This window comes from Streptomyces sp. NPDC047706 (assembly GCF_043204795.1).
GTDB lineage: Bacteria > Actinomycetota > Actinomycetes > Streptomycetales > Streptomycetaceae > Streptomyces.
In genome coordinates this window covers 362,648-377,597 of sequence record NZ_JBIDCW010000003.1, presented here as the reverse complement: position 1 = coordinate 377,597, position 14,950 = coordinate 362,648, and the positions used below count along the sequence as shown (strand labels likewise).

Here is a 14,950-nt window from a genome sequence, read left to right as displayed (position 1 = left end):
TGGGGGGAGGGCGGGGGGGGGTGTTGTGGCGGGCGGGGGGGGGCGCGGGCGGGGCCCCCCCCCCCGCGCCCCCCCGCCCCCCCCCCCCCACCCCCCCCCCCCCCCCCCCCCCCCACGGCGTGCGGCAAGCGTGTGAATTCTCGCACAAGCGACTACCCGCCAGTAGTGACCGATACGACGCGGTCCTGACCGTCCTCGCAGATGAGGACGTATGTCAGGGCCGCGTCGGCATGCGGGGGCTCCGCATCAAGGCTTCATTGGTGTTTGACCGGTCGGTCACGCCCTGGTAACACCAGTCAGTGACGCTGGACTCACACCACGTACACCCACATCCGCAGCCCTTTCGAGGGGGGACCTCCGCCATGCAGGCCGCGCCCGTTCGCGCCACCGCCATTCCGTCCTTCGCCACCGCCCTGCGCGCCGTTGAGTCGCTGCTGATGAGCAGCGGTCAGCGCACGGCCCGGCGCAACGCCTGGACCTCCGTGCTGGAGGACCGCCGCCGGGCCAAGGACAGGATCGAGGCGCAGCAGATCGTGGAGCAGGCATTCGCCCGTCGCTCCTGAGTTGCGCACCGCCGTCGAAGGCGCTTCGCGGGCCACGTAGACTCGTGGCATGGCGAGGAAGGAAACCGCAGCGGACGCTGCGAACCCCGGGCGACTGAAGCAGATCGCTCTGACCTACAAGATGACCCGCAAGGCCGACAAGAAGATCGGTCTTGTGCTCGCGGCAGTTGGAATTGTCACCTTCGGTGTCTTCCTCGCGATCGGTTTCTTGATCGGTCACCCCATCTATCTCGGCATCCTGGGCCTGCTGCTCGCCTTCCTCGCGACGGCGATCGTCTTCGGGCGCCGCGCCGAGCGGGCCGCCTTCGGGCAGATGGAGGGCCAGCCCGGCGCCGCCGCGGCCGTGCTCGACAACATCGGCCGCGGCTGGTCGACGACGCCGGCGGTGGCGATGAACCGCAGCCAGGACGTGGTGCACCGGGCGGTCGGCAAGGCCGGCATCGTGCTGGTCGCCGAGGGCAACCCCAACCGGGTGAAGTCCCTGCTCGCCGCCGAGAAGAAGAAGATGAACCGGGTGGTCGCGGACGTGCCGGTGCACGACCTGATCGTCGGCACCGGCGAGGGCACGGTCGAGCTGAAGAAGCTGCGCACGACCATGCTGAAGCTGCCTCGTGTGCTGACCGGGCCGCAGGTGACCGCCACCACCGACCGCCTGCGGGCGATGGGCGACCTGATGAGCAACATGCCGCTGCCGAAGGGGCCGATGCCCAAGGGCATGCGGATGCCGAAGGGCGGGCCGAGGGCTCGCTGAGTCGCTCGCGGCGGGGCGATACGGGATCACTGAGCCGGCGGCACCTGGGGTGCCGCCGGCTCAGCCGTTTGCCCGGTCCGTTTGACACGCCACCGAACGGAGCATCCGGCCGGTAACGGCCTGATGCACTCTTAGCCTTCGGAATGTGACAAAACGCCATATCACGTATCTCGCATGCGCGACCACGCTCTTCGGCGCGCTCATCGGCACCGCCCCCGCCTCCGCCAGCCACCGCATCCACGTGGTGCTGCCGGGCGAGTCGATCCAGAAGGTGGTCGACGCCGCCCAGGCCGGCGACACGGTGCTCGTGCTTCCCGGCACCTACCACGAGAGCATCACCGTGCGAAAGCCCGGACTGACCCTGCGGGGCATGGGCCAGCGCACGGTGATCAAGCCGGCCGCGCCGGGCGCCAAGAAGGCCCCCATCGGCTGTGACGCGGCCGGAAACGGCATCTGCGTGATCGGGGCGAAGACCAAGCCCGTCACGGACGTCACCATCGCCGATCTGAAGGTGACCGAGTTCCCCAAGGTCGGCGTGTACGCGCTGGGGACCGACCGGCTGACCGTGCAGCGGGTGACCGCCGACAACAACGGCCAGTGGGGCATCTCCCAGGAGCACTCCACACGCGGCGTGTTCCGCGAGAACACCGCCCGGGGCAACGGCGACGCGGGGATGTTCCTCGCCAACAACGTGAAGGCCGAGGTGGGCGCCAGCGACACCAAGGGCACGGTGATCGAGCGCAACCACCTGGAGGGCAACCGCATCGGCCTGACCGTCCGCCGGCTGCGGAACCTCACCGTGGCGCACAACTACGCCACCGGCAACTGCGCCGGCATGTTCGTCGTCGGCGACGAGAACAAGCCGAAGGCGGGCGCCCTGACCGTCAGCGACAACCGCGTCGAGCAGAACAACAAGTACTGCGCGAAGACCGCCCGGCTGCCCTTCCTCCAGGGCTCCGGGATCGTCCTGACCGGTGCCGAGAACACCCTGGTCACCCGGAACACGGTCGCCGGCCACCAGGGCACGTCCCCGCTGTCGGGCGGCATCGTGCTGTTCAAGAGCATGGTGGGCGTCACCAGCGAGCGGAACCGGATCACCGGCAACCGGCTGGAGAGCAACTCGCCGGCGGACCTGGTCAACCAGGAGGCCACCGCGAGCGCCAACGCCTTCGACGCCAACACCTGCGGGTCCTCCAAGCCCTCGGGGCTGTGCTGACCGCACGGATCCGCCCCACTCACGCAAGGAAGGAAGGCGGCACATGACCGCTGCATCCCCCGGGCTCTCGGCTCCTCCGCCACCACCGCCGTCGATGCGGCTGAGAGAGCTCGTGTTCGGGGCGGCGTGTGCCGCCGCCGTCCGCGCGGCCGCCCGGCTGGGCGTCGCAGACGTCCTCGCGGACGCCCCCATGACCGCGGAGGACCTCGCGGCCGCGGTGAAGACCGAGCCGAAGCCGCTGCGCAGGCTGCTGCGCGCCCTGTCCTGCCACGGCGTCTTCGCCGAGGGACCCGACGGCACGTTCACCCACACCGAGATGTCCCGGCTGCTGCGCGAGGACGACCCCAGCAGCCTGCGTGACATCTCCCTGTGGTGCACCGAACCATGGACCTGGGACGCCTGGCCGAAGCTGGACGAGGCCGTGCGCACCGGCCGGAACGTCATCGAGGACCTGTACGGCAAGGAGTTCTTCGTCTACCTCAACGAGGACGCCCCCGAGTCGGCCGACGTCTTCAACCGCGCGATGACCACCTCGAGCGAGCAGTCGGCGCGCGACGTCGCCGCGCTCCTGGACCTGTCCGGTGCCTCGTCCGTCGCGGACCTCGGCGGCGGCCAGGGGCACGTGGTGGCGAGCCTGCTGGACAAGTACCCGTCGATGCGGGGCTACCTGCTCGATCTGCCGCGGGTCGTGGAGAACGCCGTGCCGCGCTTGCGCCAGGGCGGTGACCTGGCCGGGCGGACGCGCATCGTGCCCGGCGACGTCCGGGAGTCCGTACCGGTCGAGGCGGACGTCTACATCATCAAGAACATCCTGGAGTGGGACGACGAATCCACCGCAAGGCTGCTGCGCAACGTCGTCGAGGCCGGCGGTCCCGGCACCCGGGTCGTGGTCATCGAGAACCTCGTCGACGACACCCCGTCGATGCGCTTCAGCACCGCCATGGACCTGCTGCTGCTCCTCAACGTCGGCGGCGCCAAGCACACCACCGCCAGCATGACCGGACGGCTGACGGCGGCGGGCCTGGCCGTCGGCGAGATCCGGCCGGTCAACCCCTACCTGCACGCCTTCGAGTGCACGGTCCCCGGGTGAGCGGACCGCTCCTGGAAGAACGCCGGTGCCGGGCCCGCGGCGGACGCGGGCCCGGCACCGGTGGCCTGACGGGCGGGGTTCAGGCGCGCGCGTCGCGCTCCCAGAGGTAGAAGCGCTGTGCCATCGCGTCCTTCGGGGACCGCCAGGTCTCCGGGTCGTACGCGCTGACGTACGCCGAAAGGCGCTCGCTGATGCCCACGAACTCGGGGTGCGAGGTGACCTTGGCGATGGCCGGTCCCGGCTCGCGGTCCGACTCGACGAGGTGCATGTACACGTCGCCGAACTGGAAGAGGCTGCGCCGGACGACACCGATGAGGTGCGGCAGCTCTCCCCGGTCGGACTCCGCGAACACCTTGGCGATGTCGGGGGCGGAGCCGGGCGCCATCTTGGCGACGATCAGGGCCTGGTGCACGTTCTTCTCCTGTCGTCCGGCTCAGTCGGCCAGGGCGGGGGCGGACCGGTGACCGGAGGCCGCCTTCTCGATCTTGTCCCGGATCAGGGCCATCTGGACCTTGGAGTTCTTGTTGATGTTGTCGGTCATCCAGGCGTCGTCGCACGGGGCGTCCGGCTTCATCGAGAAGTCCTGCGTCCAGACCATCCGGGTGCCGTCGGGGACCTCCTCGTACTCCCACCGGATGTTCATGTAGGCGAACGGGCCGGTCTCCACGCGCCGCGCCTCGACGCTGAGCTGGTCGCGGTCGGCCTCCCGCTCCGAGACCCAGCTCCACACCTTGCCGTTCTCGTCGGGGTGCATGGTGAGCCGGAAGGTGGTCGTGTTCCCCTCCTGGGAGAGGATGTCGGCGCTCGCGTACTCGCTGAACAGCTGCGGCCAGTTCGCCACGTCGTTGGTCATGTCCCAGACCAGGTCGACGGGCGCGGCGATGGTGATCTCGTTCTGGGTGTGTCCGGCCATGTCAGGCTCCCGCGGGCAGTGCGCTGTTGACGAGGTCGAGGAACTGGCGGGGCGTCTTGGAACGCTCCGCGTCGTTGGGCATCGGCGCCCCGTGCCGGTTCTCCAGCTCGCCGACGATGCCGAGCAGGCCGAGCGAGTCGATGCCGAGGGCGTCGAAGCCGGCGTCGTACCGCTGCTGGAGTTCCTCGGGCGAGACGGAGACTCCGGCGGCCTTCTTCATGAGCTCGGACAGCTCTTCCACTGTGATGCGGTGATTCATGGTGATTCCTCCTCCTTTGCTGCAGGGCAGCTGGTGTGTACGGCTCACTCGGCGCCGCGTCGCAGCACGAGTGCCGAGTTCGACCCCATGAGGCCCCGGCTGAGGACCAGCGCCGTACGCAGTTCGGCGGCGCGGGCGCGGCCGGACACCAGGTCGAGGTCGTGGCAGATGTCGAAGACGCCGGGGGTGGGCGGAACCAGGCCGTGCTCCAGCGCGAGCACCGCGGCCGCGGTGTCCAGCACCGGCGCCGCGCAGTAGCCGCGGCCGATCCCGGTCTTGGGCGCCGTGACGGGCACGCGCCGTCCGTGCGCACCGAGGGCGTCCGCGATGGCCAGGGCCTCCGCACGGTCGGCCTCCGGCACCCCCAGGGCGTCGGCGAAGACCACGTCGACCTCCTCCGGCGCGCAGCCCGCCTCGTCCAGGGCACCCCGGATCGCCTGGGCGAGCCCGGCTCCGGACTCCGCCCAGCGGGAGGCGCCGGTGAACGTCGCCGCATGCCCGGCGACGAAGGCCCGGACGCCGGCGCCGCGCTCGCGGGCCGCTTCCTCCGACTCCACCACGAGCATCGCGCCGCCCTCGGCCGGCACGAACCCGCAGGCGGCATCCGTGAACGGGCGGTACGCCCGGGCCGGGTCGGCGACCGTGCTCAGCTCCTGGTATCCGACCTGGCAGACCACCGAGTACGGCGCCAGCGGCGCCTCGGTGGAACCGGCCACGATCACGTCGGTGCCGCGTCGCACCGCCCGTGCCGCGTGCGCCAGGGCGTCCAGACCGCCGGCCTCGTCGGAGGCGACGACCGAGCAGGGGCCCTTGAACTTGCGGCGGATGGAGATCTGGCCCGTGCTCGCGGCGTAGAACCAGGCGATGGACTGGTACGGGCCGACGAACCGGCTGCCCTTGCCCCACAGCTGCTGCAGCTCGCGCTGGCCGAACTCACCACCGCCGGACCCGGCGGCCGTGACCACCCCGATGGAGTAGGGCTCCTCGGAGGTGTCGGCCTGCCCGAGCCGCGCGTCCTCCAGGGCGAAGTCCGCCGCTGCCATGGCGAAGTGCGTGAACCGGTCGGTCTGGACGAGGAACCGCTCCTCGATCGTCGCCGCCGGCTCGAAGCCGCGGACCTCGCCCGCCACCTTCAGCGGAAGGTGCTCGCAGCCCTCACGGGTGACCCGGTCGAGAACGCTGAGGCCCTCCTTGGTGGCCTTCCAGAAGGTGTCAATGGTGGTGCCGTTGGGCGCGACCACCCCGATGCCGGTGACGGCCGCGCGCCGATCGTGCGGTTCGCTCATCGTGTCCTCACTCCCTCGTTCGGGTCAGGACCACCGCCGACTGGAATCCCCCGAAGCCGCTGCCCACGGACAGGACGCTGTTCAGCTTCCGTTCGCGGGCGACACGCGGGACGTAGTCCAGGTCGCACTCGGGGTCGGGGGTCTCGTAGTTGGCGGTCGGAGGTACGACCTGCTTGGCGAGGGCCAGCACACAGGCGACCACCTCGATCGCCCCGATCGCCCCGAGTGAGTGCCCCACCATCGACTTGATGGAGCTCATGGGGGTGTCGTAGGCGTGCCGGCCGAGCGCCCGCTTCACGGCCGCCGTCTCGTGGCGGTCGTTCTGCCGGGTGCCGGAGCCGTGTGCGTTGACGTAGTCGATCGCGGTCGGGTCCAGCCGGGCGTGGTCGAGTGCCAGATCTATCGCCCGGGCCATCTCCAGACCCTCGCTGGTCAGGCCGGTCATGTGGTAGGCGTTGCCGAAGGTGGCGTAGCCGCCCAGCTCGCAGTAGACGTGCGCGCCGCGGGCCCGTGCGTGCTCCAGTTCCTCCAGGACGAGCACGGCGCCGCCCTCGCCCATGACGAAGCCGTCACGGTTGTTGTCGAAGGGGCGGGAGGCGTGGGCGGGATCGTCGTTGTTGGGTGACGTGGCCTTGATCGCGTCGAAGCAGGCCATGGTGATCGGCGAGATCGGGGAGTCCGAGGCACCCGCTATGCAGATGTCGGCCCGGCCCTCCTCGACGGTGTGGAAGGCGTACCCGACGGCGTCCAGGCCGGAGGTGCAGCCGGTGGAGACGGTCTGCACGGGACCCTGGGCGCCGAAACGCTCCGCCACCGCGGAGGCGACCGTGCTGGGCGAGAACGCCCGGTGCAGGTGCGGCTCCGCCTCACGGTGGTCGACGTCCCACCGCTCGCCCCGGTTGCTGACCAGGACGTAGTCGTGCTCCAGCCGGGTGGTGCCCCCGACCGCGGTGCCCACGGACACCCCGATCTTCCACGGGTTCTCGCGGTCCAGGTCGAGACCGGAGTCCCGCACCGCCTCCGCGCCGGCGACCAGGGCGAACTGTATGTACCGGTCCGCGCGCGCGACCTGTTCCTCGTCCAGGCCGTGCGCGGACGGGTCGAAGTCGCATTCGGCGGCTATCCGCGAGCGCAGTCCCGAGGGGTCGAAGAAGGTGATGCCCCGGGTGGCTGTCCGGCCGTTGGCCAGCAGATCCCAGAAGGCCGGCACCCCGATGCCGCCCGGGGCGACGATGCCTATGCCGGTCACCGCCACGCGGCGGCTCATGACCGGACCTCACCTCGGTCGTGGGCGGCACCCGCGGAAGCGGGCTCCGTGACCACCGCGGCGGCCCCGATGACATCCGTCTCCTCCGTGTCGACGTGCCCCATGCTCGGGCGCGGGGCCAGCGGACCCAGGTGGAAGACGATGCGGGCCTCCACGTTGCCCGTGTTCCGGAAGCGGTGACGCATGTGGGCGGGGATCATCAGCCCCTGCTCCGGGCGGAGCGGGTGCGGCTCGCCGTCCAGGTCCACTTCCAGCTGACCGCAGACGACGTACACGAACTCCTCGGAGTACGGGTGGTAGTGCTCACCGATGCGGTCGCCGGGCTGCACGATGGCCACGCCCATGAAACCGCTGGTGGAGCCGACCGTGGTGGGGGTGAGCATGGCGCGCAGATCGCCGCCGCGCCGGGTGTTGGGCTCGACCTCGCTGAGGTCCACGATCTTCGGAAGGGGTTTGATCACGACGTTCCTCCGTGGTTGTGCTGCGTCTGATGGACTCAGGCGTCCGGCGAGCGGCGGTCGGTGATGAGCTCCATGCGGGCGGCGTCGCCGTCCAGCAGGGACTTCAGCGGGGCCAGGGCCCCGGGCTCGGGCAGGGCCGCTTCGACGCCCGCGCCGGGTCGTACGTCGACCAGACGGACGACGACGTCGTCGCGCTGGAAGACCGTGCTGCGCAGGACCTGGGCGCCCGGGTCCTCCGCCGCGTCCTCGTCCAGCCGGGCGAGCGCCTCGGCGAGCCGCATCCCGCAGCCCGGCCGGGCGGGGATGTACAGGGCGTGCCGCTCACCCTCGTGCCGTTCGTCGACGCTGACGTGGTGCACGGCGGGCAGGGCCGCCCGGGTGAAGAACACGCGCGCGGACTCGTCGCAGCTGAGGTCCCGCTCCTGCTCCAGATACGGGTTGATGGCCTCTTCGACCGCCCTGACCTCGGGCTGCCGGGCGACGTGGCGCAGTGCCTGGAGCAGGTCGCCGCGGACCTCGATGGCCCGTACGACCCGGTTGCCGATCATGAACAGAGAGGTGCGGACCAGACGCGTGGTCTCGTCCACATGCGTCTCGGGGGAGTCGTAGTTCGCGAGGATCTTCGCGACCTCCGGCTCGCTGCCCGGCTTGACCGTGAAGGTCAGGGCGTGGCGGATCACGCCGTCGCCGATCCGGGGGGACACCTGCAGCTTGCGCTGTGCCGGGTCGACCTTCGCCAGCCCGCGGCCCATCTCGCGCACCACGTGGAAGCGCAGCGAGCGGGTGTCCCGGATGCAGCTGTGCATCGGCTGCACCATCTGCACGTGCTCCTCGCTGTTCACCCAGGCGAGGAACGGCGGGGCGCTCTCCCACTCACTGGTGATGAGCCATTGGGAGGGATTCTCGATGGACTGGCACAGCTGGTCGCTGACGTGACCGGGCACCTTGGCCACCTGGTTGCACAGTTGCTCGTATGCCTCCAGGAACTGCTGCTGGGCACCGTCGTATACGTCGACCAGCAGGACGACCCGGAGGGGGGAGCCGTCGAAGACGGACTGGGAGACCCGTTTCGACACCTGTCGCGTCAGCTGCTGCGAAACCTTTTCCGACGTAGTGGTCATGCTGCGCAATCTCCTTCTCTGGAGGCAGAGGCGAACGCCGCCGCCGATGACGCGACGTCAGCGCCTCTTGATCCTCTGCCGGTCCTCCGGAGTGCGCGACTCGCGTGAACCACGCGGGTGATAGATCACGCGGAGCCCCTCCGAGAGGGCATGAGAAACAGCAACACCTCCCCCACCCCCACCACTGCCTCAGGAGTCCTTGATGCAGCAGAAAGCCGATCACCAGGTTCCCGTCCTCGTCGTGGGCGGCTCTCTGGTGGGCCTGTCCCTCTCCCTGTTCCTGGGCCGTCTGGGCGTCCGCCACATGCTCGTCGAGCGGCACGCCGGGACCTCGATCCACCCCCGTGGCCGCGGCAACAACGTGCGGACGATGGAGCTTTACCGGGTGGCCGGCGTCGAGCCGGACATCCGGAAGGCGGCGTCCCTCCTCGCGGAGAACCACGGCATCATGCAGACCCCGACCCTCGCCGGGGACGCCGGCGAATGGCTGTTCAAGGAGATCGACCCGGGCGGCGGCCTCGCGAAGTTCAGCCCCTCGGGGTGGTGCCTGTGCAGCCAGAACGACCTGGAGCCGCAGCTCAGGAAGGGCGCCGACGCACTCGGGGGCGACCTGCGGTACTTCCACGAGCTGGAGTCGTTCGAGCAGGATGCCGAAGGAGTGACGGCGTACGTCCGAGACCGTGACAGCGACGAGCTCTACACCGTCCGCGCCGACTACCTGGTGGCGGCCGACGGCCCCCGCAGCCCCGTCAGGAACCGGCTCGGCATCGGGCAGAGCGGCCCGGGCGACCTCTTCGCCAACGTGAGCGTCACCTTCCGGTCCAAGGTCCTCGCCGACTACGTCGGAGACCGGCGCTTCATCTGCTGCTACCTCACCAACCCCGAGGCCGACGGCGCGCTGCTGCCCATCGACAACAAGGAGAACTGGGTCTTCCACGCCCCCTGGCACCCGGAACACGGCGAGACGCTGGAGGAGTTCACCGAGGAGCGGCTCGAGCGGCACATCCGGACGGCGGTCGGCGTTCCCGACCTCGACGTCGAGATCACCGGCAGGGCGTCCTGGCGTGCCGCCGAACGGGTCGCCGACCGGTACGCGTCCGACCGGGTCTTCCTCGCCGGCGACTCCGCCCACGAGATGTCGCCGACCGGGGCGTTCGGATCCAACACCGGTATCCAGGACGCCCACAACCTGGCCTGGAAGCTGGCCGCCGTCCTCGAGGGCTGGGCCGGCCCCGGGCTGCTGGAGACCTACGACGCCGAGCGCCGGCCGGTCGCCATGGCCACCAGCGCGCGCGCCTCGACCCGCTCCGTGGAGCACAGCCACCCCGGCTTCGCCCCGGCGCCCGGCGTCGGCGGCGGCAAGCGCGGCGGCATCCTCAACATCGTCCTCGCCTACCGCTACCCGGAGGGCGCCGTCGTCGGCGCCGACCCGACCGAGCCGGTCGTGCCCGAGGGGATGCGCCTGACCGCGGAGCCTGGCAGCCGGGCCCCGCACATGTGGCTGCGCCGCGCGGGCGAGCGGGTCTCCACGCTCGACCTCTACGAGCGCTCGATGGTGCTGCTCAGCGACGCCGAATCCGGCGCGGGGGAGGCCTGGCACGCCGCCGCCCGGCGCATCGCCGACGCCGACGGCGTACGCCTGGACGCCTACCGCATCGGTGCCGGGGCGGACGCCGGGCTGGCGCACGACGCGGAGGACGACGACTGGGCGCAGACGCACGGCACGTCACCCGACGGGGCGGTGCTGGTGCGGCCCGACGGATTCGTCGCCTGGCGCGCGTCCGGCTCCGTGGCCGATCCGGAGGCCGAACTGAGGAAGGTCCTGGCGACGGTCCTCAGCAAGGGCTGACCCTCTCCCCCGCACACGCACGTGGAAGGCCACCCGCACCGGTCGGTGCGGGTGGCCTTCCACGTGCGCCGAACCGGCGGGTGCGGGGGCTTCCCGTTCATCGGACGGCCGACGCGAGGGGCTCCGCCCGTGGGCCGGGCCGGGGCGAGGGGCTCCGCCCGTGGGCCGGGCCGGGGCGAGGGGCTTCCGCCCATGGGGCGGCCGGGGCGAGGGGCTTCCGATCGTCGGCCGGGCCGGGGCGAGAGGCTCCGCCCGTGGGGCGGCAGGCGCGAGGGGCTTCCGCCCGTCGGCCGGGCCGGGGCGAGAGGCTTCCGATCGTCGGCCAGGCCGGGGCGAGAGGCTCCGCCCGTGGGGCGGCAGGCGCGAGAGGCTCCGCCCGTCGGCCGGCCCGGGGCGAGAGGCTTCCGATCGTCGGGCGACTGAGGCCAGGGGCTCCGTCCGTCGGGCGGCCGGGCGGGAGCTTCCGATCGTCGGGCGGCCGGGCGGGGGCTTCCGATCGTCGGGCGGCAGGCGCCGGGGCTTCGGTTCGTCGGGCGGCCGGGGGCCCGTGGCCCGTCGGACGCCGAGGCGGGGGCCTTCGTTCCCCGTGGACGGCTGGAGGGGGAACCTACGGTTCGTCAGACATCCGTGCGGGCAGCTGCGGCTGGTGAGGTGGCTGAGGCGCTGAGCTGCGACCCCGCGCGGCCGGTGCCTGAACCTGCCGCCCGGCGGCGGCGGCTGCCGCAGGTGGCGTGCGGCTCGGTGGGCGGCCGAAGCCGGAGTGAGGCGGGAACCTGCCGCCCACCGTGGCGGGAACCTGCGGCCCGGTGGGCGGCCGCAGCCGGAGTGGCGCCGGAACCTGCGGCCCGGTGGGCGGCTGCCGACGGGGGTGGGGGGTGGGGGTGGGGGGTGCGGATCCTCCGGCGGTCGGGCCGGAGGGCCCGGCATCTTCGGCGGGCGGAGCCGGCGGTTCGGACGTCAGATGCGGACTTCGACCGTCCTGGCGATCCGGTCGTGCAGGCCGCGGCCGTCGCGGTCCCAGATCAGGGCGGGGACGGCGAGGCAGAGCAGGACGGTGCGGAGCAGGGCGCGGCCCGGGTGGACGGTGCCCGTGGCGAGGGCGACCACACGCACGCCGAAAATGCGCTTACCAGGGGTGACGCCGATCGTGCCGACGGTCAGCACGCTCATGACGAAGAAGATCAGCAGGGCCCAGTTGCCGGTCGTCTGGCCGTAGCCGTCCGTGATCAGGCTGTATGCGATCATGAGGCACAGGCCCCAGTCGAGGGCCAGCGCGCCGAGCCGCCGGCCCGGCCGGGCGATCGATCCCGGCCCCCGCTCCGGCAGACCGAGCTGCTCGCCCCGGTAGCCGAAGTCCGCACCGACGTCCTCCAGGGCCGCGCGAGGGCCGGAGAGCCATGATCCGATTGCTTGCCTCTTGTCCACCCGACAAAGGTACTGCGCCCAGATTTGACCGAGGTACGCCGGGGTCGGTCCGCGTTACGGTGGAACAGAGCCGGTTAACTTCTGCGAAACAAATGGGTCACGCCCGAGAAATGACGCGTCCCTAGGGTCGAGGCCAGCATGTGCCACCGCACTGGCCGCAGATACGAACTACCACCCCGGCGGGACGGTCGGGAGTAGGAGGAGCTGGATGTTCCAGAACGCCGACGAGGCCAAGAAGTTCATCGCCGACGAGGACGTCAAGTTCATCGACGTCCGCTTCTGCGACCTGCCGGGCGTCATGCAGCACTTCACGATTCCGGCTGCGGCGTTCGACGCGGACGAGGAGCTGGCCTTCGACGGGTCCTCGATCCGCGGGTTCCAGGCCATCCACGAGTCCGACATGGCGCTGCGCGCGGACCTCTCCACCGCTCGTGTGGACCCGTTCCGCCGGGACAAGACCGTCAACATCAACTTCTTCATCCACGACCCGATCACCGGCGAGCAGTACTCCCGTGACCCGCGGAACGTGGCGAAGAAGGCCGAGGCGTACCTCGCCTCCACCGGCATCGCCGACACCGCCTTCTTCGGCCCGGAGGCCGAGTTCTACGTCTTCGACAGCGTCCGCTTCAAGACGTCGGAGAACGAGTCCTTCTACCACATCGACTCCGAGGCCGGCGCCTGGAACACCGGCGCGCTGGAGGACAACCGCGGGTACAAGGTCCGCTACAAGGGCGGCTACTTCCCGGCCCCGCCGGTCGACCACTTCGCCGACCTGCGTGCCGAGATCTCCCTTGAGCTGGACCGGGCCGGTCTGCAGGTCGAGCGCCAGCACCACGAGGTGGGCACCGCCGGCCAGGCCGAGATCAACTACAAGTTCAACACGCTGCTCGCCGCGGCCGACGACCTGATGCTCTTCAAGTACATCGTGAAGAACGTCGCCTGGCGCAACGGCAAGACCGCCACCTTCATGCCGAAGCCGATCTTCGGCGACAACGGCTCGGGCATGCACGTCCACCAGTCGCTGTGGAGCAACGGCGACCCGCTGTTCTACGACGAGCAGGGCTACGCCGGCCTGTCGGACACCGCCCGCTACTACATCGGCGGCATCCTGCGTCACGCCCCGTCGCTGCTCGCCTTCACCAACCCGACGGTGAACTCGTACCACCGCCTGGTCCCGGGCTTCGAGGCGCCGGTCAACCTGGTCTACTCGCAGCGCAACCGCTCCGCCGCGATGCGTATCCCGATCACGGGCTCCAACCCGAAGGCCAAGCGCGTCGAGTTCCGCGCCCCCGACTCCTCCGGCAACCCGTACCTGGCCTTCTCCGCGCTGCTGCTCGCGGGCCTGGACGGCATCAAGAACAAGATCGAGCCGGCCGAGCCGATCGACAAGGACCTCTACGAGCTGGCGCCCGAGGAGCACGCCAACGTCGCGCAGGTCCCGACCTCCCTGGGCGCCGTCCTGGACCGCCTGGAGGCCGACCACGAGTTCCTCCTCCAGGGCGACGTCTTCACGTCCGACCTGATCGAGACGTGGATCGACTACAAGCGCACCAACGAGATCGCCCCGCTGCAGCTGCGTCCGCACCCGCACGAGTTCGAGCTCTACTTCGACGTGTGACAGGCGCCGCGACGGACGCCGGCGTGATGCGGCACGGATGTGCCGGCCGCGCCGACGCGTGAGACGTGGTGAGGGCCGCCACCTGGAGCATTCCAGGTGGCGGCCCTCATGTCGTTCTCGCCCTGGGTCCGGCGGACCCTCGCGCCTCAGCGGACCACGACCACGACGGGCCCACCGCCGAAGCCGCCGAAGCCGCCGAAACCACCGAAGCCGCCGTAGTAGCCGTAGTAGCCGTGGCGGTCGTAGTAACCCCAGCCGCCGCGGTCCCACCAGTCGTCGTCGCCCCAGTTCGCGGGCACATGGGTGGGCGTGGCCGCCGGAGTGGCCGCCGAGGCAGTGCCGGCTGCGCCGATCGCTGCGCCGCCGGCCATCAGCACGCCGATCGCGGACATCGCGATGAGACGCCGTGCGCGTGGTGCTTTCATGGATAGACCTTCCTGCCATCCCATCGTGCGGAGCACGAGCCGGACGGATGGCCGCAGCCGCCGTGGAGAGGGTTCGGCGCGGTCGTGGTGTCGTCGCCTGACTACGAGGCGGACGTCTGCCGCGGTCCGTGTGGCATGTGGGCTGTCGGTTGTGAACAGGGTCTCGCCGAATGAGGCGCGTCCCGGAGAGCAGCTCCCCCTCCAGGCTAAGCCCGGCACCGATCACACGGCATCCTCAGCCGCGACACGTGTCGAGCCGACCGGGCACCGCCACGAGGGTGGCTTTCCGGGCTTCCCGTGATTCCTGTCCACGGGGGATGATCGGTCCATAGACAACTGTTCGAGAGAGGTATACGGGGATGTCCGAACAGGACGGCACGGAGCGGGAGTTCGACATCGGATGGGCGGACAGCGCCGAGCACAAGGAGCCGTCGGCGCGGGCCCGGATGCTCGCCGCACGGTGGAAGGACAATCCGCCCGGCCCCGTGCCCTTCCGTGCCGCGCCCGAGCGCCTGGGCCGGCGCCGCTCGTCGTGGGTGTCGACGGTCGTGGTGCTGGGCTGCGTGGCGGCGGTGATCGTGCTGCTCGGCTACATCAACTTCCGGGCTCCGTACTAGAGCGCCGCGGGGCGGGGAGAGGTATCCGGACCGAGGCCGGTACCGGACTCGTGGCCGCCCGGGCGTCCCGGGGGAGATCCTGCACTCCG

General features: G+C 70.9%; 16 protein-coding genes. 7 read left to right on the top strand and 9 right to left on the bottom strand.

The window, feature by feature from the left end; genetic code table 11:
• Positions 1 to 362: 362 nt before the first annotated feature.
• The 4 genes from ACGF8A_RS05510 to ACGF8A_RS05495 all read left to right on the top strand — a co-directional run bounded on the left by ACGF8A_RS05510 (position 363) and on the right by ACGF8A_RS05495 (position 3,620).
• Complete coding sequence (locus ACGF8A_RS05510; RefSeq protein WP_393104495.1) at positions 363 to 563, top strand: hypothetical protein; 201 nt, start codon at positions 363 to 365, stop codon at positions 561 to 563.
• A 49-nt stretch (positions 564 to 612) separates the two neighbouring features.
• Positions 613 to 1,314 carry a DUF4191 domain-containing protein gene (locus ACGF8A_RS05505; protein WP_393104493.1) on the top strand — a complete coding sequence of 234 codons (702 nt, stop codon included), beginning with the start codon at positions 613 to 615 and terminating at the stop codon, positions 1,312 to 1,314.
• A 145-nt stretch (positions 1,315 to 1,459) separates the two neighbouring features.
• Positions 1,460 to 2,530, top strand: coding sequence for a nitrous oxide reductase family maturation protein NosD (locus tag ACGF8A_RS05500; RefSeq protein WP_393104491.1), 1,071 nt, complete (start codon positions 1,460 to 1,462; stop codon positions 2,528 to 2,530).
• Positions 2,531 to 2,573: 43 nt separating this feature from the next.
• Positions 2,574 to 3,620, top strand: a complete 1,047-nt coding sequence (locus ACGF8A_RS05495; protein ID WP_393104489.1) for a methyltransferase — start codon at positions 2,574 to 2,576, stop codon at positions 3,618 to 3,620.
• A gap of 79 nt (positions 3,621 to 3,699) precedes the next feature.
• Here ACGF8A_RS05495 and ACGF8A_RS05490 read toward each other — a convergent pair whose 3' ends face one another.
• The 7 genes from ACGF8A_RS05490 to ACGF8A_RS05460 are packed head-to-tail and all read right to left on the bottom strand — an operon-like array spanning position 3,700 to position 8,927.
• Positions 3,700 to 4,032, bottom strand: coding sequence for a TcmI family type II polyketide cyclase (locus ACGF8A_RS05490; protein WP_393104487.1), 333 nt, complete (start codon positions 4,030 to 4,032; stop codon positions 3,700 to 3,702).
• Positions 4,033 to 4,053: 21 nt separating this feature from the next.
• Entirely contained in the window at positions 4,054 to 4,533 is a 480-nt protein-coding gene (locus ACGF8A_RS05485) for an SRPBCC family protein (RefSeq protein WP_393104485.1), read from the bottom strand.
• A 1-nt stretch (position 4,534) separates the two neighbouring features.
• A complete protein-coding gene (locus ACGF8A_RS05480) occupies positions 4,535 to 4,792 on the bottom strand; it encodes an acyl carrier protein (RefSeq protein ID WP_393104483.1) in 258 nt (85 codons plus the stop codon).
• A gap of 44 nt (positions 4,793 to 4,836) precedes the next feature.
• A complete protein-coding gene (locus ACGF8A_RS05475) occupies positions 4,837 to 6,078 on the bottom strand; it encodes a ketosynthase chain-length factor (RefSeq protein ID WP_393104481.1) in 1,242 nt (413 codons plus the stop codon).
• 7 nt (positions 6,079 to 6,085) lie between these two features.
• On the bottom strand, positions 6,086 to 7,345 hold the full coding sequence (locus ACGF8A_RS05470; protein WP_393104479.1) for a beta-ketoacyl-[acyl-carrier-protein] synthase family protein: 1,260 nt from the start codon (positions 7,343 to 7,345) through the stop codon (positions 6,086 to 6,088).
• Complete coding sequence (locus ACGF8A_RS05465; protein WP_393104477.1) at positions 7,342 to 7,806, bottom strand: cupin domain-containing protein; 465 nt, start codon at positions 7,804 to 7,806, stop codon at positions 7,342 to 7,344. Before ACGF8A_RS05465 ends, ACGF8A_RS05470 begins: the two co-directional genes overlap by 4 nt.
• A gap of 35 nt (positions 7,807 to 7,841) precedes the next feature.
• Positions 7,842 to 8,927 (bottom strand): TcmI family type II polyketide cyclase, encoded by a 1,086-nt coding sequence (locus ACGF8A_RS05460; protein WP_393104474.1) that lies wholly within the window; start codon positions 8,925 to 8,927, stop codon positions 7,842 to 7,844.
• A 202-nt stretch (positions 8,928 to 9,129) separates the two neighbouring features.
• Between ACGF8A_RS05460 and ACGF8A_RS05455 the strand changes: the two genes are divergently transcribed.
• Positions 9,130 to 10,776: an FAD-dependent oxidoreductase gene (locus ACGF8A_RS05455; protein ID WP_393104471.1), complete on the top strand. Its 1,647-nt coding sequence runs from the start codon at positions 9,130 to 9,132 to the stop codon at positions 10,774 to 10,776.
• 957 nt (positions 10,777 to 11,733) lie between these two features.
• Here the strand turns inward: ACGF8A_RS05455 and ACGF8A_RS05450 are convergent.
• Positions 11,734 to 12,201, bottom strand: a complete 468-nt coding sequence (locus ACGF8A_RS05450) for an RDD family protein (RefSeq protein WP_393104469.1) — start codon at positions 12,199 to 12,201, stop codon at positions 11,734 to 11,736.
• 208 nt (positions 12,202 to 12,409) lie between these two features.
• Here ACGF8A_RS05450 and glnA point away from each other — a divergent pair, with 208 nt between their 5' ends.
• Positions 12,410 to 13,819: a type I glutamate--ammonia ligase gene (gene glnA / locus ACGF8A_RS05445; RefSeq protein ID WP_393104466.1), complete on the top strand. Its 1,410-nt coding sequence runs from the start codon at positions 12,410 to 12,412 to the stop codon at positions 13,817 to 13,819.
• 146 nt (positions 13,820 to 13,965) lie between these two features.
• Here glnA and ACGF8A_RS05440 read toward each other — a convergent pair whose 3' ends face one another.
• On the bottom strand, positions 13,966 to 14,244 hold the full coding sequence (locus ACGF8A_RS05440) for a hypothetical protein (RefSeq protein WP_393104463.1): 279 nt from the start codon (positions 14,242 to 14,244) through the stop codon (positions 13,966 to 13,968).
• A 359-nt stretch (positions 14,245 to 14,603) separates the two neighbouring features.
• Between ACGF8A_RS05440 and ACGF8A_RS05435 the strand changes: the two genes are divergently transcribed.
• Positions 14,604 to 14,861: a hypothetical protein gene (locus tag ACGF8A_RS05435; RefSeq protein WP_393104460.1), complete on the top strand. Its 258-nt coding sequence runs from the start codon at positions 14,604 to 14,606 to the stop codon at positions 14,859 to 14,861.
• Positions 14,862 to 14,950 lie beyond the last annotated feature (89 nt).